The organism is Paenibacillus kyungheensis, from assembly GCF_028606985.1.
Classification (GTDB): domain Bacteria; phylum Bacillota; class Bacilli; order Paenibacillales; family Paenibacillaceae; genus Saccharibacillus; species Saccharibacillus kyungheensis.
The window spans coordinates 1,198,073-1,223,186 of sequence record NZ_CP117416.1 but is presented as its reverse complement, the minus strand read 5'-3'; the positions used below and the strand labels follow the sequence as shown (position 1 = coordinate 1,223,186).

Sequence of the window (25,114 nt, the reverse complement as noted above, 5' to 3'; positions counted from 1 at the left end):
TTATTTCACCTCAGCATCCGCGCGTACACTATGGTTCAGATACAAGTTACGGTATTCTGAAGGTGTAATACTTTCGACTTTTTTGAATACACGGGCAAAGTAATGCGGATCTTGAAATCCTAATTTTTCTGAAATGCTATAGATCGGCAGTGATGGATCAAGTAACAATTGTCTGGCTTGATCAATACGCTTCTGCGTGATATATACATTTAATTTCACCCCGGTATTCTGGCTAAATACAGCACTCAGATACGCAGGCGAACGCTCCATATGATAAGCAATATCAGCAAGGGATAGATTCACATTGTAAATATTATCATGCACATATTGCTTCACATACTGCACTAATGAATGTTGGCGATCTTCCTTTTTCTCTGTTGCCAGTTCATTCACCTGACGGAACAGATCATACGTAAAAGCAATCGCTTCATGACGGGTCTTGAGACTGAACAGATCGTCCAGACGGGCAGATTTGGATTGCAACAATGTAGACGCTCGATCCCCACCTACACCTTGATAAAAATCAAACAAAATAGTAAGTAGACGCATACATAATTCTTTGATCTCATTAGGATTAGCTGTCGATAAAGCTAACTCGTGTTCAAATAGCTCTTCGAAAAAAAGCCTATTGCCTGTTTTGAGCGCTTCATAACAATTGATTTCAAGCTGACGGTTAAAAAGCGAAGAATAATGATGAAGCTTTTCATTTTTACGACGGGAGACTTCTTGAATATACGTGGTTAATTGACTGATTTCTTTACGTGCCATCGGCTTGACGATATACGTATCGACACCGTATTGCATCGCTTGACGAGCATAATCGAATTCTTCATGAGCACTAAGTAATACGATCGCTGTATCTGTCATCAATTCACGAATACGACAACATAATTCAAGACCATCCATAATAGGCATTTTGATATCGGTAATGATTAGATCAGGATGTAGACGCAGTGCAATCTCCAACGCATCTTTGCCATTACGTGCTTCTCCAATCACTTCGGCTCCTAATTCCTGCCATGGAATAATATTGCGAAGTCCGCGGGATACTATGACATCATCATCAACAAGTAATACTTTCATGATCCAGCCACCCTCTGTCGAAAATTGTGAAATTGTGTCGTGAGTTATTATGCTTATCTTACCGTTATTCTTTACTTCATGACAAGTCTTCTTACATGTTATTCTCGTTTATTTATTTTTATATTTTACCTTTTCAAAATGATAGCGTTACCAAAATTAGGTATTCTAAAAAAATGAAAAAGAAAAAAGGGCTTAAAAAGCCCAATTTCCTTGACGGAATACAGGTTCTACTGTTCCATCTTCCAATTCTCCATCAATATCCAGTTGATCTGAACCAACCATGAAGTCTACGTGAGTTAAGCTTACATTTGCACCTTTAGCTTTCAATTCTTCTTTGGTCATTTGTGTACCGCCTTCAAGATTGGTCGGATACGCACTACCAAGAGCGAAATGACAAGAAGCATTTTCATCTATGCCTGTATTGTAAAAAACACGTTTTAAATGCGAAATAGGTGAATCATATGGCACGAGAGCAATTTCTCCTAAATAAGAAGCCCCCTCATCTGTTTCTAACAATGACGTTAAATGTTCACGTCCAGATGTTGCTTGATAATCTACAACTTTGCCATCTTTAAATGTAAGTTCGATTCCTTCCACCAGACGACCGTTCAAGTTCAGCGGTAATGTACTTCTCACTGTTCCATTTACGCCTGTACGGTGAGGCATGCTATATACTTCTTCGGTCGGCATATTCGCTACAAAGTACACCCCTTTTTCATTTTCTCCACCGCCACCACGCCATAGATAACCTTCTGGTAATTGGACGTGTAGATCGGTTCCCGGGGCGCGATAATGAAAACTTTTGTATCGTTTGTTATTCAGAAGATCCTGTCTTTTTTTCAAATGATCGATATGCTCTCTCCAAGCAGCTACTGGATTATCTGAACCTACACGATTCATCTGGAATACTGCTTCCCACATCGCAGGTACACGTTCTTCTTCTGGCAAATCAGCAAATACTTTATTTGCCCATGCTTGCGTTGGTGCTTTGATTAATGACCAGCTAATCCGGCTATTGCGGGTATACCCTTGATAATTTTCGCGAGCTATAGCTGCGGCTTTGACAGCTGTAGACACTTTCCACGAGTCAATGCCTTTAAATAATTCAGGATCAGGCACTTTGATATGTAAAATCGCTCCGCCTTCTTCTGCAAATTTTTCCAACATATCAGCATGCCATTGTGGATAATAGCCAAACGAATCATCGGTCGCTTTTTCATAACGAATACGAGTTATCTGTTCATCATCCCAATCGACCTGTACATATTTAGCTCCTGCTTCATAAGCTTTGCCTACAATAAGACGGGTCAAATCTACTGTTTCTAGTGGTGCTTGTACAATCAATACTTGACCAGGTTGAATATTTACACCGACTTTGACTACAAGTTCTGCATATTTTTCTAACATCAATTTGAATTCGCTCAATTTCTTCGCCCCTTATGTGATCTATTTTGAATAAAGTTACGAACAAGTAATGCCAGAATCAATTAAAACAATTATTTTGTGCTCAATATAATTAAATCTTAATTAATTCTTCATGTTTAAATGTTACAAAATGTGTTGAAATAGACGATATATTACTTAGCTACTTAGCAAGCATGATCCTTTCATCTTGAATCAACGCTATCTATTATACTCTTTATCATTACAAACCACACTATTTTCACCTAATTGATCTTTCGATTACCCATCTTATCTGAATTTAGAGGAGCCCCACACATGTACGCGAAAAATAAAGTTATGAATATGTTATGTTTGATCACTGTTCTTTTATCTTTTATTGTATTTGCTCTACATCAATACACTCATCTTATCCCTGTAGACCGTATGGCAGGTATGGATCACTCTGCAATGAGTCATTCTTCGATGGAACATATCACTATTTTTCGCTATATTTTGTTAGCGGTTCCACTTATCCTTTTAATATGGTCAGCTTCGCTATTTCGTAGTCGGTCAGATCATGCTTATCTTCCTGTCATCAATACGTTGGTACTTACTTTAGGCAGTATTGGCTTGATCGCAGCAGGTAATGGATTGGTTGAATATCACTTTTCTGTTTTTATGGTAGTTGCTTTTGTGGCTTTTTATGATTCAATCGCTTTGGTTTTACTCAGTACTGCTATTTTTGCTTTTCATCATTTAGCTGGCTTTTTCTTATTCCCTGAACTGCTGTGTGGCGAACATGCTTATTCTTTTTCGTTACTTCTGATCCATGCTATCTTTTTGTTATTAACAAGTGGAGCCGCTATCCTGATTATTGTTGCCAAAAAGAATACCACTCAAGCGTTACAATCCCAAAATGACGAAGCTTCCGCACGTAACCAGCAATCATTAATTAATTTACAGCATACTGAACAATATATGGAACAATCTGCTGGGTCGTTACGACTTCATTCACAATCGTTGGTCTCATTATCTGAACATATTGCTGATGCTGTTCAACTATTACGTACACAAGCAAGCGATGAATTGTTACCTTCTCAACAGGTGAGTGAACAACAGCTCACACAAGTCGCCGATGCTATCTATCAAATAGCCGCTTCTCTGGAACAATTACATCAATCTTCTACGATTACACTGGAACGTGCGCAATTAGGGCAACAATCTCTGACTCAAATTACCGACCAAGTGTCTTCATTACAAGTCGATGTAGACGATATGGCTTCAGGTATTCATGCAATGTCTGATCAATCTTACGAAATCGCTCGCTTTGTCGATATTATTGCTAATTTGGCTGAACAGACCAATTTGCTCGCATTAAATGCTTCTATTGAAGCGGCTCGTGCCGGACAACATGGACAAAGCTTCGCTGTTGTTGCTCAAGAAGTCAAAAAGCTATCACTGGAGACTAGCTCTGCTCTTAAAATGATCTCAGGTATTATTGCACAATTTAGCTTGTAGACTGCTTCTGCTATTGAATCGTCTGAACGTGGAGCCGCTAAAATGCAAGATACTTTACAAACCGCTACACAGACACATTCAACATTCGGAGTTATTTTGACAGCCACAGAAGAAACCAGTCTTCAGATCGCACATATGTCCAGTCAGGCACAATCTCTTAATGGTTCTGCTGAGAAAATCAGTCAATCTATGAGCTATGTCACCCATATTATTCAAGATTCGATGAAAAGTCATGAAACGGTAAATCTTACTGTTCAACAACAATTAGAAAAAACACGTCTGGTTAATGAAGAAGCAGATCTTCTCAATCAAATGAGCGATAAATTGGGTCAACTGGTTCACGATCTTGAGCCTGTGGCTGCTAATCTATCTGCTGATTATACACAAGATTCATTCTCTTCTTCAAACCGTACTGTACCTGCTATAAGTTAATATAACTGTATACAACAAAAAGCACGATCTGCGACTCTTTTATCAAGTCATATGATCGTGCTTTTTGAATATTTGAGAACCGCTGAGAAGATAGTATAGATTATTGCTTAACCTGTATCAAAAATATCATTATCGTTAGCTGGCTTGTTAACTGGCTTGACGTGCTGTTTTGGTCACACTATGATTTAACCAGCTTGTCCGCCATTTCATTTGCATCACAACAAGCAAGCTCAAGCAACATAATACAATAATACTTAACATAATAAATCCAATCGTATAAGAACCTGTAGCTTTGTACAGATTGCCTAGAATAAGCGGTAACGCGTATCCACCTAATCCACCGGCTGCACCTACAATCCCTGTCATTAATCCAATTTCATTACCAAATCGTTGCGGTACTAATTGGAATACCGATCCGTTCCCTGCTCCCAGACACATCATTCCGACGAACAGCAAGCTTACAACAACCGGAAGTGGTGGCAAAAAGGAAACACATGCCAACATAATCCCTGCCCCCGAGTATAGATACATTAACATTTTAGTTCCCCCAATACGGTCTGCCAGAAATCCACCGACCGGACGGAAAAAGCTTCCTGCGATAACACAGATGGTAGCAATATCAGCCGCTTGTACTGCTGTTAATCCATATTGAGTATTAAAGAAAATCGTTAAGTAATTGGCAAGCCCTACAAACCCACCAAATGTCACACAATAAAATGCACAGAATACCCACGCATCTCTTTGTTTAAGTACGGTAGCATATTGCGATAATTTTTTAGGTTCAGGACGATTAGGGCTATTTTTGGCAAAGATCGTAAAGAAAATAAATACCAGAATAATCGGAATCATCGCTATTCCAAATACAATTTCCCAGCTACCAAAATGTTGAGCTAACCGATTCGCAAATAAAGTCGCTATTACAGTTCCGCTATTGCCTGCTCCTGCAATCCCCATCGCTAGACCTTGATGTTCTTTGGGATACCATTGTCCTGCAAGTGGCAAAGCCGCCGCAAAAGATGCTCCTGCAATACCTAGCAAGATGGCTACCACATATAACTGCTCTAACGATTGTACCCATTGCCAGCCCAGCAGTAGAGGAATTAGAGTAAGAATCATGCCAATCTGCGCGGTTAACTTGGGCCCTATATAATCAGATAAGAACCCTAACACCAATCGCAAAATTGAACCGCCCAATACAGGTAAAGCAACCAGTTGTGCTTTTTGTACAGGGTCCATAGGATAATCCAGTGCAATAATGACACTAAGTGGTCCAATCATTCCCCAGATCATAAAGCTGATATCAAAGTATAAAAAAGAACCGAGTAATGTAGGCTTATGCCCGCTTTGCCAAAAACTTTTTTTGTCCATCATTGTGTATCATCCTCTCCACAGTTGGTTTATTTTTGTCTATAGTTATAATAAAAAGCCGCAATTTGCCCGTATATTACATTCGGGACAAGTTGCGGCTTCATTGCCGTTAGGAAATGGTACACGTCATTGTGTGCCATCTTATAAATGTATGATATTGTTGTGCAGTTGGTTGCCATCACAAATATGAATTTGATTCAAATTATATGAACGACAGACTGATATGTCAATATAATTAACTCAAATTCTAAATATTTTTATTTTATGTTAATTATATTGACATTAAAAGCATCATCTATTAATGTTATTGATAAGATTTCACACAATGGAGTGTGATTACGTAACGGCAATGATGCCCTTTTCCTGAATATGGAGAAGGGCTTTTTCTGTGCAAATGACGATGCACCTTTGAAATAACACCAAAGGAGGAACTTGTTATGCGACAACAATTAGTCGTTATCGGTAACGGCATGGCAGGTGTACGCTGTGTCGAAGAGATCGTAAAGTTAGCACCTGATACATTTGAGATTACGATTTTTGGTACAGAAAAGCATCCAAATTATAACCGCATTTTGCTATCTAAAATGTTACAAGGTGAACATACATTTGAACATATTATTCTGCATGATTGGTCATGGTATGAACAGCAACAGATCCAATTATATACGACAGAAACAGTGACTCATGTTGATCCAGATACTCGAATATTAACTACTGCTTCAGGTCTACAACACACCTATGATATCCTGATTTTTGCTACCGGTTCGGTTCCTTTTATTCCTCCTATTCAAGGTGCGGATAAAAAAGGAGTAATTTCTTTTCGTACTGTAGAAGATTGCGAACAGATGAAAAGATATGCTCAGCATTATCAACAGGCGGCTGTTATCGGCGGAGGATTGCTCGGACTGGAAGCGGCTCGTGGTCTGCTTCATTTAGGAATGGACACTCATGTGATTCATAATGCACCTTACTTGATGAATCGTCAGTTAGATCTACTATCTGCGCAATTGTTACAACAAGAACTGGAGCAACAAGGAATGACCTTTCATCTCAATGAGAATACGACTCGCATTACAGGCGCTACTCGTGCTCAAGGGTTACGTTTTGCAAGTGGAGCCAAATTAGCAGTCGATCTTGTAGTATTCGCTGTGGGGATACGACCTCATATTCGTCTAGCAGAGTATGCAGGATTGCATGTTCAGCGCGGAATTGTTGTGAATGATTATATGCAGACCAGTATAGAGGGCATCTATGCGGTGGGAGAATGTGCAGAACATCAAGGTATTACATACGGTCTGGTGGCTCCACTTTACGAACAAGGCAAAGTGCTTGCACAGCATCTTTGTCAGCAAACTCCTTTACCTTATCAAGGCTCGATCCCTTATTCACAGTTAAAAATATCCGGTGTATCGGTATTTTCAGTAGGCGATACAAATGCTTCTGATTGTCAGCAAATCGTACAGCAATATGATGGTGTACGCAAAACGTACAAAAAAGTGAGTGCTGTTGGAGATAGAATTACAGGTGCTATTTTGTACGGGGATACCGCAGAAGGCATTTCATTATTAGAAATGATCAAGCAAGGCACTTCTGCCCATTCTTATCTTCAACAGTTACAAGCGGTAGATACTTCAAGTCCCACACCGACAAACAATCCTACAGATATCGCCGCCGCCAAACTAGAACATACTTCTACCGTTTGCGCTTGTAATGCAGTTACCAAAGCGACCATTTTGCAATCTATACAGACACATGGATTACAGACCGCAGACGAAGTTCAGCAACATACCCAAGCATCCGGCTCATGTGGAGGTTGTCGCCCAATCGTTGAAGCGCTTGTTCGTTATAGCTTATCCGGCACCATCGAGGAAGATCAAGAACATATTCTCGATACTCCTCTTCATGCTTCGCTTGTTACACATCCTGATCATATCCCTGTCTGTTCATCAATATCTTTAACACATACGGCTTTAAAGCAACAAATTCAACAACATTCATGGAGAACAGTTACAGAAGTGCTAACTCAATTGTCATCTACTAATACACCTATTGCATACAGTCCTCTCGATATCAAAGATGAAGATATCTTTCATGTAGATGATTTGTCTATCTCCGATCAATCAGAGCATGATGGTTGTGACACCTGTATCACAGCAATTCGTTATTATCTACAATTGTATTTAGACAGTTCTTTGGCAATAGATCATGCAAATCTGTTACCTCATCTACAGATATCGTTAGATCGTGAATGGCTAGCAGGGTATTCTGATCATTTTCATACTATAGATGGGTCAAATGTGGTCGAGCAGATACAGCAATGGCAGTCTACAGTACAACATCTGATATTACCTTATCCTACACGTATAGCTGTAGCTCAGAATATCTATTCTCCTATTAGTGTTCGTGTGCAAGATATCGGCATATTATATTCACCGGCTGGTTGGGAAATTTATATTGGAGGATGTGCTACAGAGCGTATTCAAGAAGCGCATTTGTTAACTACAGTAGATCATTTGCCAGACGCGCTATATCTAATATTTCTGTGTCTGGAATTGTATCGTTATCAAGCGTATTACAGTGAACCGGTATGGAAGTGGGTACAACGGACAGAAGTATTGCCTTTGCGGGAACAGGTATTATCTTTATTTTACAACGATGCGATAGCAGATGCTTATGATCGAGATCGTAAAGGAGGCGGAACTTATGATGCAGACGCAATGTCCTTTTTGCAGCGTACAATGTAAAATCACTCTTCATTCTTCTGAATCTTCAACGTTGCACCCTACTCTACCTCTCGTGACTTATCAGGCAGAAGGTACACCAAATGCAGCTTCACAAGGTCGTCTATGTATCAAAGGTATGAACGCTCATCAACATGTGTTTAACCGCGAACGCTTGAAATATCCTTTACTTCGTCGTCACGGAAAGCTTGTACGTGCTTCTTGGCAAGAAGTTACCGATTATATCGCAGAACATCTACAACAATCTATTGATCAATCAGGGCGTGACTCTATTGGTATCTATGGCGGCGGTTCGCTAACAAATGAGACCGCTTATTTATTGGGCAAATTTGCACGAGTCGCTATCGGTACCAAGTATATTGATTATAATGGACGCTTTTGTATGTCAGCCGCGGCTTCTGCTGGAAGTAAAACATTCGGAATTGATCGCGGACTCACCTGTCAGTTATCTGATATTCCATTAGCTAAATGTATTATTCTGGCTGGCACTAATATTGCAGAATGTCAGCCTACATTGATGCCTTATTTGAATCAAGCCAAACAAAATGGCGCTCAGATCATAGTCATTGATCCTAGAGTTACCGCTACTGCGGCAATCGCAGATATTCATTTACAGATTCGTCCGGGCACCGATGCTTTGTTAGCCAATACGATGCTCAAGATTATGTTAGATCAAGATTGGATCGATCACGACTTTATTGAGCAACGAACCAATGGATACGAGCAATTAGCTGAGCTTGTTCATGATATCGGTATCGAACAATCAGCCGTTATCTGTGGTATTCCTGTTGAATTAATCTATCAAGCCGCTCAGGTGTACAGTCAGGCAAGTACAGGTATTATTTTTACTGCTCGTGGCGTTGAACAGCAGACCGATGGACATTTGGCTGTACGCTATTTTCTTAATCTGGTATTAGCTACTGGTAAAATTGGCAGAGCCGGTTGTGGATATGGAGCAGTAACCGGACAGGGCAACGGACAAGGTGGACGCGAACACGGGCAAAAAGCAGATCAATTACCCGGCTATCGCTCAATCGAAAATCTAGCAGATCGTGCGTATATCTCTTCGATCTGGAATATCGATCCCGAAGATTTACCAGATAAAGGCGTGTCTGCTTATGAAATGATGGAACTGATTGATCAACAACAAATCTCCACGTTATTCGTTATGGGTTCTAATCCTGTCGTATCCAATCCAAATATCCCTCTAGTGCGTGCCGGATTGGAAAAGTTAGACATGCTTATTGTTGCAGATCTATTTTTGTCCGAGACCGCGCAATTAGCTGATGTTGTTCTGCCAGTCACAGCTTATTTAGAAAATACAGGCACATTGACCAATCTGGAAGGCCGAGTATTATTGCGAGAAGCAGCCCGTCCGATTCCATATGAAAGTAAACACGATTGGCAGATTCTATGTGAATTAGCACAAGCTCTTGGCAAAAAAACTGGATTTGATTTTGCACAGGCAGAAGATATTTTCAACGAACTGCGGATCGCCAGTCGCGGCGGATTAGCCGATTATTATGGGATTACGTATGATCGTCTACGCAACGAAGAAGGCATCTACTGGCCTTGTCCATCTATCGATCATACGGGTGTGCCGACGATGTTTGAACAATCTTTCGCCCATCCTGATGGTCGTGCGGTATTTACTTCCATTACAAATGTAGCGATCAAAGATACCATTTCTTCTGCTTATCCACTGATTATGACCAATGGGCGTGTGCTTGCTCATTATTTAACAGGTGTACAGACTCGTCGCAGTGCTACACTTACTGCTCGTGAACCAGAGAACTTTATGGAAATTCATTCTCAGACTGCTAAGCAGTATCATATTGAAGATAACGATTGGGTCGAAGTCACTTCTGCTCGCGGTTCATTTACGATTCGTTGTAGGATCAAAGATCATATTCGTACCGATACGATATTTGTCCCGATGCATTGGGGCGGTGAGCAAAATGTAAATCAAGCTACTGATCCTACACTGGATGCTTATTGTAAAATGCCCGGCTTCAAAGTATCTGCTGTACGTATTCAACCTGCGACGATGCACTCGTCATTAGCAACAACTTCTTCTGCTTCACTACATTATCTATAAACGCTAACCTTCTCTAAATCTGATACATTCAGGTTTAGAGATTTTTGCATATATACATCTAATCTTGCCCTTATGAACCATCGTATTTGCTCTATAACTAATGTATGCTAGAACTATTCAACGATACTTGATAGGTTGCAGATGATTTTACATTTGACTTTATTATTCTCAATAGGAGGACTACATATGCAAATTAGACGTGTGCTTACCGATGAATTGAAACAAGCTGCTTTATTAGCCGAAGATGTATTTTGCGCAGATGGGGATCGATATATGGAATCTTCTTTTCCCGCTCTTTTTCAAGCAGGTATTAGTCATTCGTACGGTGCTTTTACACCGGAAGGTACACTGGTTTCTTTTATGGGAATGGTTCCGGTACAAGTTCAATCAGGCACATTTACTATATCAGCGTATTCAATCGGCGCAGTATGTACACATCCTGATTATCGGGGACAAGGATTGGCAGGACAGCTATTAGAATTATGTAGACAACATGCACGTTCAGCAGGAGCTTCTGTGTTATTTATTTCAGGAGATCGTTCATTATATACACGCGCAGGCAGTGTACCTTTTGGACAAGTCAGTACGTTTAAATTATCTTCAGATATCGCCAAAACATTACATGATGACAATACACATCTCACATATCGGGATCTATTACCACAGGATATTTTTGCTATAGCTCATCATATCCAAAATCAATATGCTCATATTCAGTGGGGACTTGGAGATCTTCAACAATTTATCGCTTCTCAACCCATCGCTAATATCAACAAACAGCAACAACAGATTATAGTAGCCGAAAATGCCGATCATCAAGTGGTCGGATTTGTAGCCCTTTCTATACCATACGCTGAAGATTCGTCTGCTGAGCCAATCGGTAGTGTTATTGAGTACGGTGGTGATTCTGAGGTTATTCAGCATTTATGTGTAGAGGCTATGACTCATTATGCCCTGTCTTCACTTACTGTACGTATTCCATGGCAAGATAAAGCGCTGAGCGATTTACTGCTTGAAGAAGACGTTCCTGTAACGATCGAACCAAATAGCGGTACTTTACTTGTATTGGACGATCAGCTTTTATTAGAACAAACAGGTGTAAAGGCGTTTCTAGCTTCTTATGATATAAAGTTCCAATTAGAAGAGGATTACGTGCTACATACACCATCTGGTTCGTATCCACTGAAAGATGCTTCGGAATTATATACGCTTTTATTCGATCCTGATGCTAAGCTTGCAGACCGTCTAGATTTTTCATTCCCGACTGTTCCTTTACCTTATATGTATGGATTATATTTTATCTGAACTGTTTAACAATCGGAATTCAAGGGTTGTAAAAAGATATACCGTTTAAGAAAGAAGGAACATATAAATATGAAAGATCGGAGTATTCTAACTGATTATGTCCAAAAGCATTGGCGATATTATTTACTCGCTGTCAGTTTGATCATTCTGTCTAATATCGGGCAAGCTGCTATCCCCCGTGTACTGGGACAATTTACAGATGCTCTGCTGAATGGTGGAATACAATATCAAATGATTATTGAATATAGCGTAATTCTGGCTGTGATAGGGATTATGTATAATCTCTTTTTCGGTGCAGGGCAATTCACAGTCATGCGATTAGGACGCAAGTTCGAATTTGAAATACGTCAAAGTCTTTTTAGCAAGTTCTCCACACTCAGTGAATATTACTTCTCCAAGCAAGGAACAGGTAAATTACTAAGTTCGATGACCAATGATGTCAATTCTGTTCGTGAATCGATTTCAAATGGGGTCACGATGACCACCAATGCTATTTTTTTGTTTTTATCGTGTATTGTAATGATGTTACTCAGTCATATTCCATTGTATTTGATACTGGTAAGTGTTATTCCGATGGTAGGGATTCCTTTTCTAGTTATTTACTTTGGGCCACGAATCCGCAAACGTTCGCAAAATGTACAGGAATCATTAGCCGTTATGACTGAGTCAGCAGAAGAACAATTGAGTGGTATTCGAGTGACTAAGACATTTGCGATTGAGCCTACAGCACGTCAGCGTTTTGGAACAACAGTCAATCATATTCGTGATAACCAGTTACACCTTGTTCGCATGTCCTCTTTATTTCAAGCGGCTGTTCCATTTCTAGGCGCATTATCGCTTGTAATTTCGCTATTATATGGAGGATACTTAACGATTCAAGGTACGATTACGATCGGTAATTTTATCGCATTAACGTTGTACTTGCGAATTATGTCAGGCCCTCTACAGCAAATTGGTAACGTGATCAATATGATGCAACGTTCAGGGGCTTCGCTGGATCGCGTGAATCGTTTACTTGCTGAAAAGCCAGATATCGAAGATCATCCTAATGCACAACCGTTAGCTTCAACACCTGATCTCAAAATAAAACATTTATCATTTGCTTACCCTGGCAGTGAGCGTTACGCGCTGTCTGATATTAATCTGCATATTGAAGCCGGACAAACTGTGGGAATCGTTGGTAAAACAGGTTCTGGCAAAAGCACGTTGGTGAAGCTGTTACTCCGTCTATATGATCCACCTGAAAATACAGTCTGGTTAGGCGGTACAGATATTCGTCAGATCTCATTGCAAAGTCTACGCTCACGTATCGCTTATGTGCCTCAAGATGGATTTTTATTTAGCACGACGATTCGTGACAATATTGCTTTTAGTGATCGGGATACACCGCTTGAAAAAGTAGAAGATCATGCACGTCAGGCGATGATCTATGATCCTATTTCTAATTTTCCAGAAGGATTCGATACCAAATTAGGTGAGCGTGGTATCACTCTATCCGGTGGTCAACGTCAGCGTACCAGTCTTGCACGTGGATTGGTGAAAAAAGGGCCCATCTTGATTCTGGACGATAGTATGAGCGCTGTCGATGCAGTCACCGAGACAGGAATACTAAATAACCTGATTCGTGAACGGAATAATTATACGAACTTAATTATTTCGCATAGGATCAGTGCAGTAAAACATGCTGATCTCATTATTGTGCTGGACGAAGGTACGATCGTACAACAAGGAACCCATCAACAATTGTTGCAACAACAAGGCATCTATTCATCCTTGTATCAATTACAGGAAGAAGGGTTGCGCGCATGAGCAAACTATCATCGACTACCAAATCCAGTACGCCTATCCGCTACGAAGCATTGCGTGCAATCTTAGCTTATGCTCGTCCTCATCGTTGGACATTTGTCGGTATTTTCTTTGCAACGATGCTTGCTATCGCTGCGGATCTATTACAGCCGTATCTGGTTAAAATTGTGATTGATGATCATATTGCTGCCGGACAAAATGGATTGCCTTTTTTAACAGGAATGGCGGCTATTTATCTAGGGTTAGCCGTAGTCAGCTTTCTGTTCTCTTATCTACAAAGCAATCTGTTGCAATATGTCGGTCAACATATTGTCGCCAGTATTCGTAATGATCTATTCGCTCATATTACCAAGCTACCGATGAGCTTTTTTGATCGCTCTAGCAATGGCGGATTGGTAACAAATGTATCCAGTGATACTGAAACGATCAGCCAATTTTTTACACAGGTATTATTAAGTCTGATTCGTGATGGTATGATGCTTGTGTTTATTATTTACTTTATGTTCCGTCTGGATACTACATTAGCGTGGTATTCGATGATCACTTTACCTGTTATTGCTACACTAGCCATTTTATTTCGTGGTAAATTGCGACAGGTCTATCAGTATACACGCAGTCGCTTATCCAAGTTAGTTGGATTTACAGCAGAGAACTTATCCGGTATGGGCTTAATACAGATTTTCCATCAGGAACAAGAACAGAAAAAACGATTCAATGAATACAATGCCGATTACTGGCAAGCCAATGTCGAGCAATTAAAATCGAATGTATTTTTCAATCGTACTTTTGATATTTTAGGCAATATTGCTCTGGTCTTGATGGTCTGGCTTGGAGGCGTAGCTGTATTTAACAAACAGATTGAAGTTGGTGTATTGTATGCTTTTATCAGTTATATCCGTCAATTTTTTCAACCGATTAATCAGATTACGATGCAATGGAATACATTTCAATCTACCACTGTCTCTATGGATCGAATCTGGCGTATTCTCAAACTCCAACCAGAGATTCAAGATCCAACACCTAATCAAGCCGTAACGGTGGATCTAGACAAAGTAAAAGGAAAAGTAGACTTTAACCATATTTCATTCGGATATAATCCAGATCAGACAGTGATTCCGCATCTGGATCTGCATATTGAACCTGGTGAAATGATTGGTGTAGTAGGTACAACCGGAGCAGGCAAAAGTACATTGATTGCTCTACTCAATCGTTTCTATGATGTCGGTCAAGGTTCTGTCGCTATTGATGATATTGATCTGCGACAGATGCCCCAAGAAACACTGCATCGTATAGTAGGACTGATTCAGCAAGAACCTTTTTTATTTTCCGGTTCGATTATCGACAATGTACGAATGTTCCAGCCGAACATCACTGATGAGCAAGTCATCGAAGCTTGCCGATTTGTAGGTGCCCATGAGATGATTACACGCTTACCGCAAAAATACGATACTTGTCTATCAGAGCGAGGAAGTGGATTGTCTGCGGGTGAACGTCAATTGATTTCATTTGCCCGTATCGTCGTCTTCCGCCCTAAAGTATTAATACTTGATGAAGCTACCGCTAATCTGGATTCGCATACCGAACAACTGGTGCAACAAGCTCTTGATACGGTATCCGAAGGACGTACAACGATTGTGATCGCTCATCGTCTCTCGACCATTATGCATGCAGATCGTATTCTGGTTATGGAACATGGTGAGATTATAGAACAAGGTACTCATGCTCAGTTAATTGCTCATCATGGTACGTATGCCAAGTTATATCTTCATGCTAGGCAATCCAATCAACACGTTATTCAAGCATAGAACAAAAAATCCCTTTGGTGCATACTCCTACAGGATGATGGTCGATATTGACCTAATCCAGTATGCATCAAAGGGATTTTCACATCGTTCTATCATATAATACCTATTACTTCAAAAGTCCAAGTACATTTTTAGTAGATGTACTTGTTGTAGAAGTTGTAGTCGGAGCGGTAGTCGTTGTTGGCGCTGTTGCTGTTGTAGTTGTTGGAACAACAGTAGATGTAGATTTCGGCGTTAACAACGGACTTGTCACTGATACTAAAGGTGCTGACGTTGTTGATGTTGGTGTAGAAGTGGATGATACCGGAATAGATGTGCTTACGGTAATAACGTTAGGAACAGTGACCGGAATATTAACTGAAGTAGAACTGGTTGTTGTATTGTTAGTAGTTGAATTTGTTGTAGTGCTCACCGGTGTACTAATCGTGTTTGTTGTGGATGGTGCTGGTGTAGGTGTACTTGTTGGTACTGGTGTTGGTACTGGTGTTGGTGTTGGTGTCGGCGTTGTCGCTACTGGCTCTGGTGCTGGCGTACTTGTTTGTACTGGTGTCGGTGTCGGCGTTGTTGCTACCGGCTCTGGTGCTGGCGTACTTGTTGGTGCTGGTGTTGGTGTCGGCGTTGTCGCTACTGGCTCTGGTGCTGGTGTACTTGTTGGTGCTGGTGTCGGTGTCGGCGTTGTTGCTACTGGCTCTGGTGCTGGTGTACTTGTTGGTACTGGTGTTGGTGTCGGCGTTGTCGCTACTGGCTCTGGTGCTGGCTTAGTTACTTCAGATCCTAGTACAGATGGATTGACTGTTGAAGGGATCGAACCTGTAGCTGTACCTACTGTAGTCAATATCGGCTTCACCATAGAAGCTGGCGGTGAATATACACCTGTTTTGATCATAGATGGATCAGTTTTTGGTTTGGAAATCTGATCTGATACAGGATTCAATTGTCCATAGACAGCTTCTACATATTTATCATATGCATTTTTGCTAATTTCCATTTTCATCTGATGTACTTTGGAAGTCAGCGTCATTTTTTCCTCATTGGAATCCACTTGAAACCCTTTGTTAAACAAACTCTTCATCGTTTCATCCATATTTTCTTTCGTAAGCGCTATCCCATTTTGTGCACCAAGTTGATAAAATCCATTGTTTGTTAATGTCTCATGTACTTGCTTATTTATTTCTTCTTTACGTTGCTGTTGATTATCAAAAAGTTCATCCAGTTCTTTATCTCTTGTTTCCTTTTTTTGCAGTTCTTTTTTGTATTCTTTATTGCTTTCTATTTTTTGTTCGGCTGGTGTTTTGTCAGTTCGATTGTTATCAGTAGGTGAAGCAGGATTAGTAGATACTGCATTTTTTCCATTAGTTGTTGTCGATTTATTAGAATCACCAGAGAGTGAGGAGTAGTATGAATTCTGGCTAGCCGTCGAAGAGTAACTCGCATTAGGTGTAATATTCATAGGGCAGTCTCCTTCATAATATTGATATTTAATATCGATCGAATGGCAAATATTTTCTTTCCATCAAAGAAACATAATAGTAATATTTATCCAAATTAGTATAGTAATAATTTACTGTTTAACAACTTAGTTAGCAAGGGTAATTTGAACTATAATTTTTAAAAAATACCATAAAATGTAATCACATTTTGTCGAATATATGTACTTCTACAAAAAAAACTCTTATTCGACATTTCTATCGCATAAGAGTAAATAAAGATATTTATTTCACTAATCCGCCAGTCAAAATAGAGCCGATACCATTTCCATTATTTGATGCTGTATTGCCAGAAGATGAGGTATTATTTCCAGATGACCCACTTGTAGAAGTTGTAGAACTGCTAGATTGATTCGTACTGGATTGATTAGTTGTGCCTGTAGTAGAGCTGTTATTATTGCTACTGGTTGTTGGTGTTGTCTGCGTTGGTGTAGCTGCTGGAGAAGGCTGTGAGGTTGATGTGCTATTGTTGGTTGTCGTGGCTGAAGTTGGTTCATTAGCCGATGATTCTGTTTGTGTTGTCTGTGTTGAAGGTGTAGTCGCTGGAGATGAATGAGTTGCACTTACTGGTTCGGATTGTGGCGTAGCTGATGGTGCAGATTGATGTGTTGTCGAGGATGGTGATGTTGTTGTAGCACTTCCTGTTATCGTATTGCCGGAATGGGCTGGAGCAGGAAATGATGACTGATCTGTATCTGTATACTCATCCGCAATTTCTTTACCATATACTGTTTTGACATATTGATCGTATGATTCTTTGCTAATTTCTAATTTCAGTTGATGTAGCTTAGAACTAATTGTTAATTTCTGCTCATCTGTATCAATTTGAAATCCTTTGGCAACCAGACTTTTAACAGTATCCCCGTAATTGTCTTTGTTCAATGCTAGCTGGTTGTCTATCCCAATCTGAGCAATTCCTTGATTGGCTAACATCTCATAGGCGATTTTGTCGATCTCTTCTTTATGCTTTTGTTGTTCTTCAAAAAATTGATCAGCTTCTTTCTTTTTTAATTCTTTTTGCTGATCTTCTTTTTTGTATTGCTTGGCTTCTTCCAATTGCTGTTCCTGTGGACTTTTTTCATTAACCGATATTGTTGCTGGTCTAGCGTCACGATCTTGAGAAGATAATGAATCGGTTGATGCGCTTTTGGCGATTGGATCATTGCTAGCTGATGAATGATATCCCAGATTACTTGTTCCGGCATAGCTTGCAGATGAAGAAATGTTCATACACTGTACTCCTTTTTTGAAATAAATACCCATTTTTTAGTAAGTTAGTTAGCTTTAATAATAGTTCAAATTTACTATTAAATTAAATATTACTCAAGGGTATTAAGACCTAAACGACAAAAAAAGATACTTCCACTAAGGAAAGTATCTTTTTAGGATTTTCATTTATGTTGTAAAATAATCGATCTGCGTTTTGCCTAGCCAATGTTCGATACGAAGCAATACTTGCTGCATTTCTAATGGCTTGCTCATATAGTCAGAAGCTCCCGCTTGAATAGCTTTCTCGCGGTCTTCTTTCATCGCTTTGGCAGTTAAGACGATAATCGGAACTTGAGCATATCCATACAGATTACGAATTGTACGCATCGTCTCATATCCGTCTAATTGGGGCATCATAATATCCATAAGAATCAGATCAATATCCTGTGTCATATGCAAAATTTCTAAAGCATCCCGTCCATTTTGTGAAATTAGAATATTCACACTATGACGCTCCAACAGACTGGTCAATGCATATACATTTCGAATATCGTCATCTACGATTAGAATTTTTTTGCCGTCTAGACCTTCGTACTGCTCTTCTGTCATCACCTGCTTTACCACATCGGCTACTTGTTCATTGCTAGCTGTTGTCATACGATCCATCTCTGAATACGATGTAGCTAGACGTGAAGATTGAATCAATGTGTTGGTATGAAGTTCCGACTCGGTATTTGTTGATGTGAGTTGATCTTTTTCAAAAAAGACAGTATGACTGATCGGTTGCTGAACAGTAAATAGTTCACTTTCATCATTCGGATCTGATTCCAGACAAGGAATATAGAATGTAAATGTACTGCCTTCGCCTACTGTACTTTCTAGCGTAATTTCTCCACCTAACAAATGAGCCAATTGGGAGGAGATCGATAAGCCTAATCCTGTACCGCCGTATTTGCGAGCTGTCGCTCCATCTGCTTGTCGGAACGCTTCAAAGATCAAGCGGCTATTTTCAGGTGAGATTCCTATACCTGTATCACGAACAGTAAAAGCAATCATCGGTTGATCGGATTGATACTCTTGTGTCTGTACCTGATCTAACTTCTCGATCGTTAACGTGACACCACCGGCTTCAGTAAATTTGAACGCATTCGATAATAAGTTACGCAAGACTTGCTGTAGACGCATATCATCGGAATAAATCATATCCGGCACATTATCATTGACCTCAATATTGAAATAAAGATCACGTAATGCTGCACCTTCTTTGAAGTAACGTTCCATTTGTTCAGGAATCGCTTGTGTACTAACCGGATCAATCTCGATATGCATTTTGCCTGCTTCTACTTTGGATAGATCTAGAATATCGTTGATCAGATTGAGTAAGTCTTTACCTGAATGGTGAATAATAGAAGCATATTCTTGCTCTTTTTCTGTCAACGTATTGGCACTATTTTCAGATAGAATTTGTGAAAGAATCAACATACTATTGAGCGGTGTACGTAATTCATGAGACATATTTGCCAAAAATTCTGATTTGTAACGTGAACTGACTTGTAGCTGTTGAGCATATTTATCAAGTTCAATCGCTGTACTTTCAGCTGCCATCTTGCCTTGTTCCAGACGTTCGTTCAGCATTTGCAATTCTTCTGTCTGCATATGCAGTTCATCAGCTTGCGTCTGAAGTTCTTCCGATTGGACTTGTAATTCCTCGGATTGAACTTGCAACTCATAATTCATATTTTGAGAATCATGATACATTTGCTCAATCTTTTTACGAATCAATAACGAGTTCATCGTAACCGCAAAAATATTTAATAAATGCTCAAACAAATCCGATTGTTCTATTGTCATCGGTTCGATAAAAGCAATTTCAACAACAGCTAATACTTTACCTTCAAACATAATCGGAGCCGCTACTAACGCTTTGGCTTCTGCACGACCTAATCCTGAAGTGATCTGCACATAACCTTTAGGAAGCGGGCTGTACGTTAACATTCTTTTTTCTACAATACATTGTCCGGCTAATCCTTCGCCTTCAGTAATATAAGCTGCCCCTAATTCAATATCTTTGGTATGAGCGGCAAAAGAAGCCGATTTGAGCCAGCCGTCTTCTTCATTTTCGCTATCATAATAGACAACACCATATGAAGCGTCGAACCATTTATTCATTTTTGTTAATAATGCAGAGGACAGCGATTCAATACGATCCGCTTCTTGAAAACGAGTCGAGGCAATCGCAATCTGGTCTTTGATCCAATTCTCATGCTGTACATGATCTAACAATTGGTTAGTTGCTGTACCTAACTCTGCAATCTCATCGCGCGTACGAATAACGATCCGTTTGTTCAGATCGCCACCTTCTCCAATATCATGAATCGTATCGGTTACATCACGCAATGTTCTTACAATTTGACGAGCAATAACCCATGCTGTAATCAGAGAAACAATCGCTACTACAATCCATAATGCAACCATAGCTATAAATAGACGCTCATTACTAGCGGCAATACTTTCAATACGTGCATCGGTTAATGCTTTTTCGGTCACACGAAAAGCTTCAAGTTCACTACGCAAACGATCAATCTGTTCTTTACCAGGATCGACTTTGAAAAATTGTGTAATCCCTGCTTCATTGTTATTACGTCGCATGGAGATAACCGGATCGCCCGCATCTTGAATCCATTTGTCTATGCCTGTCTTGATCGTACCCAAATTGCTACGTTGCAATTCGTTATCTTCAACCAGAGTTACTAATTTGTTATAATCGGCTTCCCATTGCAGAACTCCGTTGTTATAAGGAACCAGATAACTATCATCGCCAGTCAAAGCAAACCCGCGCTGCCCTGTTTCCATATCAAGCACATGCTTTTCGATCAGATTGGTTAGATTATGAACTTCCAGATCATGATCGTTAATATATCTATTTTCTTGTTCTAATTGATTCACACGTCCAGACATCATCAGTAACACAACGCCTACGCATAAAATAATGACCACATACCCAGAAATAATTTTGGTGCGAATACTCCAATTTGCACGCTTGGGCAATCATAAAACCTCCAATACCTACTCCATATTCCGTAATTTCATCGGTACTTGCTTCATTATTTTACTGCAAACTTTAATGAAAAGGAATCTATTTCTTGCATATGCAATTATTTTTTATTATTTGCTTTCATAATTAGATCAAAGAGCGCACATTCATTTTGGAACGATACTCCTGCGGGGTAATTCCTTCTAGTTCCCGGAACACTTTTGAAAAGTGACGACTGCTCTCAAATCCTACCTGTTGACTGATTTCGTTTAATCGGTAAGAGCTTTCGGTTAGCAATAATTTGGCTTTGGCAATACGTACTTTTTTGAGATAGATAACAAAGCTCTCACCTGTATATGCTTTGAAAGCTTCACTAAAATAAGAGTAATTGAGTGAGACATGATTGCTTACGATTGCCATATTTAAAGGACGATCATAATGAGCATGAATAAATTGCACCGCTTCTTTGAGATGTTGAGGCTCGGTATGAATAATACGCAATTGCCGGATATAATCATCAAGACAGATCAGTACATTTTCTAGATCACGGAAATAGTCTTGAAAATAACGGTAATGATTCAGATTGCCTACACGCCGATACAGACGTAATACTTCTACCGAAGCTTCGCCATAATGTCTAAAAATCTCATCCAACACCTGTTCATTGATACACTGAGCCACTTGCTCAATATAAGCGATTGGCAGATAGATCAATTCATGAATTCTAAAAATCTGATACAATCGCTGCTCAATCTCTGGATCACGATCACTTCCGAGTGTATTGCCTAGCAAGCGAATCTCTTCTTCTGGAATACTCCATGTCGTATAGGTCTGCTCTACAACACGATAATGGATAAGATGAATACCAGGATGAAGAAATCCATAATGAAGTGCCTGACAAGCTTCTTGATAATGCTCAGCAATACTTTGCAACTGACTGCCTTGTTCGCTAACCCCGATAAGAAGTCCTTCTACTTCTCGCTGTGCTGCTATCTCTGCTAGTTGTTCTAAATGATGTAATTCAGTCGCAGGTATAATCCAGACCAGCCGATCTTCTTTGTCATACAATTGTGCAGTACACTGAATATTCATCCCTGCACATAATCGCTTCATTAAGACGGTAAGCTCCTGCTGATCAATCAAGATGCCTTCTTTATTTTTGTACTGAAATACACCGATCACATAATGTTCTGGCAACCGTAGACCGTCTATTTGTTCCGATAATGCAGTGAGCTCTAATGGATCTGCATACAATAGACTTTGTAATTGCTCTTGATCTTTTTGCAACCGATATTGTTCGACTTCAGCAAGACTACGAGAAACATGATCACGCTTTTGCAATTCTTCTTCTAACCGACGCAAAGCATCAAATAAATCTTCACGTCGAATCGGCTTGAGCAAGTATTCGCTCACCTGATAACGAATAGCTGCTTTGGCATATTCAAAATCATCATATCCACTTAATACGATGACATAGGGTTGGACAGCTAACGTCTTGAGACCACGCATCTGTTCTAAAAACTGCACACCATCCATTACAGGCATCCGTATATCGGTAATCACAATATCAATAGCAGTATTTATCATCTGATCTAAAGCTTCTTGTCCATGACGTGCATGTATATATTGATAATGCGCAGGAAACTCCCGCTCGATCATCACTTGTAATCCTTGTCTGATATTACGTTCATCATCTACGATCATTATTTGAGTCATCTGATCATTCTCCTCCTGTCAGCAGTACTTTCGGAAATCGTAAAGTTACAATCGTTCCTTCTCCCAAAGTACTGGTAATATGTAGCCCGTAATCTTCTCCATAAAATAAAGCAAGTCGTCTCTGTACATTGCGCAGACCTATTCCACCTTTACGTGACTGCTGTTCTTCAGACGCATGTGCAGGATAGCTATTGCTCATATGCGAATGATGAGGTTCATCTGGCATATGAATCCATTGTTGTAACGCTTCTAATTGCGCCTGACTCATTCCACTACCGTTGTCTTGAACCGTTACCGTAATCACTCGATCCGGTTCAGCAACAACCTGAATTATTAAGCATCGTTCTATATATTCATCTTCATTCCAAGCGTGTTTAAATGCATTTTCAACTAAAGGTTGTAAAGACATTTTTAGGATTTCTAGCTCTAGCAATAACGCTGGAATATCAATATGAAGTTGAACCGGCTCTTCAAAACGGATATTCATAACATCGATATAATTATGAATATGACGTATTTCTTCGCTCAATTTCACATATTCACCCGACCATTTGAAGTTATAACGCATCATTCCACCAAGTGAAGTTAACGCATCCGAGATGTGGCGCTGATCTTCGATCTCGGCTAACATTTTGATATTTTCAAGCGTATTATAGAGAAAATGAGCATCAATCTGGCTATATAACGTACGCAGTTCAGCTTCTTTCATCAAAGCTTGCTTGCTGACAGCTTGTGCTATTAATTCATTAATCGTGAGTGTCATCCGATTAAAATGATACGCCAGTTCTCCAATCTCTCCTCCACCATCCACTTTGACCCCATGATGAAGTTCACCACGACGTACTTTTTTCATAGCGGCTGTTAATCGGCGTAGATTTTTGAGAATAATCGTATTCGCAAGATACGTAATAAGAGATACCAACAAAATAAATCCGATATTCAATAGCACAATACCATTACGAGCACGCTTCGTATCTTGTAGTACTTTTTCTAATGAAACGATATGAACCAACTGCGCCCCTAATCGATCGATCCGGGTAGATGTCGCTAAATAAGCATTGCCTTGATCCGTATACCGAATTGAAGACATGTTTTCGTCTGTTGTGTAGTTGTCTACCGACTGGTGTTCTACTTGATATGATGGGTTCTTGGCTTGTACTTGATTCTCTTTCAACCATTGTTGTAAAGGAGCAGTATACTTCTTATCCTGAGGAGAAGAAGGGATATATCCACCGCCTGCATCTAACAGCAACATTTGCGATTCATCTTCCTGTAAAGTTCCATACGTACGTGGAGCAAAATTGGATAACAACATATCGACCTGTACAATACCGGCATGATGTCCTTTCGGTAACTGAATTTCGCGTAACAATGATATTTTCGGTGGATCAAGTTCAGGCACTCTGGTACGGTCAGAAGGTCGTGATAAATCTTGCTGTTGCACATACCATCCTTCAAGATCACCTAACATACGCGCAAGCTTGTACCACGGCTGATCCTGTACTCGCTTTTCCTGAAAAAAAATCGGCCAAATCTCATACGTATATTCACTAGCACTATATAAACGAAGATGTAAAATAGTCGGGTTATTAATCTCAATTTGTGCCAGATTGGTATAAAAACTGTTGTTAAACTCTATCAACTCTGACGTAGGCGCACTTTCATTGCCAGCAAGATATTGAATCACTTCTTTGTCTGATAAAGCTAGCTGGGCTGCACGTTCCATCGTTTCAATCTGTGTTAACAAAACCTGTTTTTCATTTTGCAACGCATCTATACTTTTAAGCCGTGTATCTTCAATATATGTTTCATTGACCTGATTATAAAAATATAATGACACTGCTGTAGTCGGTAACAAAATCACAATAATATAGGTGCCGATCAATCGACTTTGTAAAGAAAGAGTGTTCAGCCAATGCAGAAAAGGCTGTATAATTTGACGAAACGTAATCTATTCCTCCCTATCCAACAACTTCAATGATGATCACAATTTATAAATGTAAGCGGTTAAACTATGTATTCTATTGTAACTCAATTAACTGGAAAATTGTGTACAAAAAGGGACTTTTACAGAATAGGCTTCTGCTCAAGTCCCTTTTTATACTATTATATGCAATCCCGATCGCTAT

The 25,114-nt window shown here is 39.7% G+C and carries 15 protein-coding genes; 7 read left to right on the top strand and 8 right to left on the bottom strand.

Translation table 11 applies throughout. The annotated features are described in order from the left end of the window. The gene (locus PQ456_RS05285) at positions 1 to 1,083 is read right to left on the bottom strand and encodes a response regulator (protein ID WP_273615202.1); all 1,083 of its coding nucleotides are present in this window, start codon (positions 1,081 to 1,083) and stop codon (positions 1 to 3) included. A 192-nt stretch (positions 1,084 to 1,275) separates the two neighbouring features. After that, entirely contained in the window at positions 1,276 to 2,490 is a 1,215-nt protein-coding gene (locus PQ456_RS05280) for an aminopeptidase (protein ID WP_420540662.1), read from the bottom strand. Between the two features lie 312 nt (positions 2,491 to 2,802). Here PQ456_RS05280 and PQ456_RS05275 point away from each other — a divergent pair, with 312 nt between their 5' ends. Next, the gene (locus PQ456_RS05275; RefSeq protein ID WP_273615200.1) at positions 2,803 to 3,984 is read left to right on the top strand and encodes a methyl-accepting chemotaxis protein; all 1,182 of its coding nucleotides are present in this window, start codon (positions 2,803 to 2,805) and stop codon (positions 3,982 to 3,984) included. A 42-nt stretch (positions 3,985 to 4,026) separates the two neighbouring features. Then, positions 4,027 to 4,416, top strand: a complete 390-nt coding sequence (locus PQ456_RS05270) for a hypothetical protein (RefSeq protein ID WP_273615199.1) — start codon at positions 4,027 to 4,029, stop codon at positions 4,414 to 4,416. A gap of 147 nt (positions 4,417 to 4,563) precedes the next feature. On the opposite strand, the gene PQ456_RS05265 is transcribed toward PQ456_RS05270, so the two are convergent. Further along, positions 4,564 to 5,784, bottom strand: a complete 1,221-nt coding sequence (locus PQ456_RS05265) for a nitrate/nitrite transporter (RefSeq protein WP_273616246.1) — start codon at positions 5,782 to 5,784, stop codon at positions 4,564 to 4,566. 437 nt (positions 5,785 to 6,221) lie between these two features. On the opposite strand from PQ456_RS05265, the gene PQ456_RS05260 reads away from it, so the two are divergent. The 5 genes from PQ456_RS05260 (at position 6,222) to PQ456_RS05240 (ending at position 15,539) form a co-directional block, all read left to right on the top strand. Next, complete coding sequence (locus tag PQ456_RS05260; RefSeq protein ID WP_273615198.1) at positions 6,222 to 8,528, top strand: FAD-dependent oxidoreductase; 2,307 nt, start codon at positions 6,222 to 6,224, stop codon at positions 8,526 to 8,528. Continuing rightward, on the top strand, positions 8,488 to 10,623 hold the full coding sequence (gene nasC, locus PQ456_RS05255; RefSeq protein ID WP_273615197.1) for an assimilatory nitrate reductase catalytic subunit NasC: 2,136 nt from the start codon (positions 8,488 to 8,490) through the stop codon (positions 10,621 to 10,623). The genes PQ456_RS05260 and nasC overlap by 41 nt, the downstream gene beginning before the upstream one ends. A gap of 186 nt (positions 10,624 to 10,809) precedes the next feature. Then, positions 10,810 to 11,928 (top strand): GNAT family N-acetyltransferase, encoded by a 1,119-nt coding sequence (locus tag PQ456_RS05250; protein ID WP_273615196.1) that lies wholly within the window; start codon positions 10,810 to 10,812, stop codon positions 11,926 to 11,928. 69 nt (positions 11,929 to 11,997) lie between these two features. Then, positions 11,998 to 13,737 (top strand): ABC transporter ATP-binding protein, encoded by a 1,740-nt coding sequence (locus PQ456_RS05245; RefSeq protein WP_273615195.1) that lies wholly within the window; start codon positions 11,998 to 12,000, stop codon positions 13,735 to 13,737. Continuing rightward, a complete protein-coding gene (locus PQ456_RS05240) occupies positions 13,734 to 15,539 on the top strand; it encodes an ABC transporter ATP-binding protein (RefSeq protein ID WP_273615194.1) in 1,806 nt (601 codons plus the stop codon). Before PQ456_RS05245 ends, PQ456_RS05240 begins: the two co-directional genes overlap by 4 nt. Before the next feature lie 106 nt (positions 15,540 to 15,645). Here the strand turns inward: PQ456_RS05240 and PQ456_RS05235 are convergent, their stop codons facing one another. The 5 genes from PQ456_RS05235 to PQ456_RS05215 all read right to left on the bottom strand — a co-directional run bounded on the left by PQ456_RS05235 (position 15,646) and on the right by PQ456_RS05215 (position 24,870). Continuing rightward, entirely contained in the window at positions 15,646 to 16,989 is a 1,344-nt protein-coding gene (locus tag PQ456_RS05235) for a hypothetical protein (protein ID WP_273615193.1), read from the bottom strand. A gap of 262 nt (positions 16,990 to 17,251) precedes the next feature. Beyond that, complete coding sequence (locus tag PQ456_RS05230) at positions 17,252 to 18,256, bottom strand: hypothetical protein (RefSeq protein WP_273615192.1); 1,005 nt, start codon at positions 18,254 to 18,256, stop codon at positions 17,252 to 17,254. A 165-nt stretch (positions 18,257 to 18,421) separates the two neighbouring features. After that, positions 18,422 to 21,283: a CHASE3 domain-containing protein gene (locus tag PQ456_RS05225; protein WP_273615191.1), complete on the bottom strand. Its 2,862-nt coding sequence runs from the start codon at positions 21,281 to 21,283 to the stop codon at positions 18,422 to 18,424. A 133-nt stretch (positions 21,284 to 21,416) separates the two neighbouring features. After that, positions 21,417 to 22,985 carry a response regulator gene (locus PQ456_RS05220; RefSeq protein ID WP_273615190.1) on the bottom strand — a complete coding sequence of 523 codons (1,569 nt, stop codon included), beginning with the start codon at positions 22,983 to 22,985 and terminating at the stop codon, positions 21,417 to 21,419. A gap of 4 nt (positions 22,986 to 22,989) precedes the next feature. Beyond that, complete coding sequence (locus tag PQ456_RS05215) at positions 22,990 to 24,870, bottom strand: sensor histidine kinase (RefSeq protein ID WP_273615189.1); 1,881 nt, start codon at positions 24,868 to 24,870, stop codon at positions 22,990 to 22,992. Positions 24,871 to 25,114 lie beyond the last annotated feature (244 nt).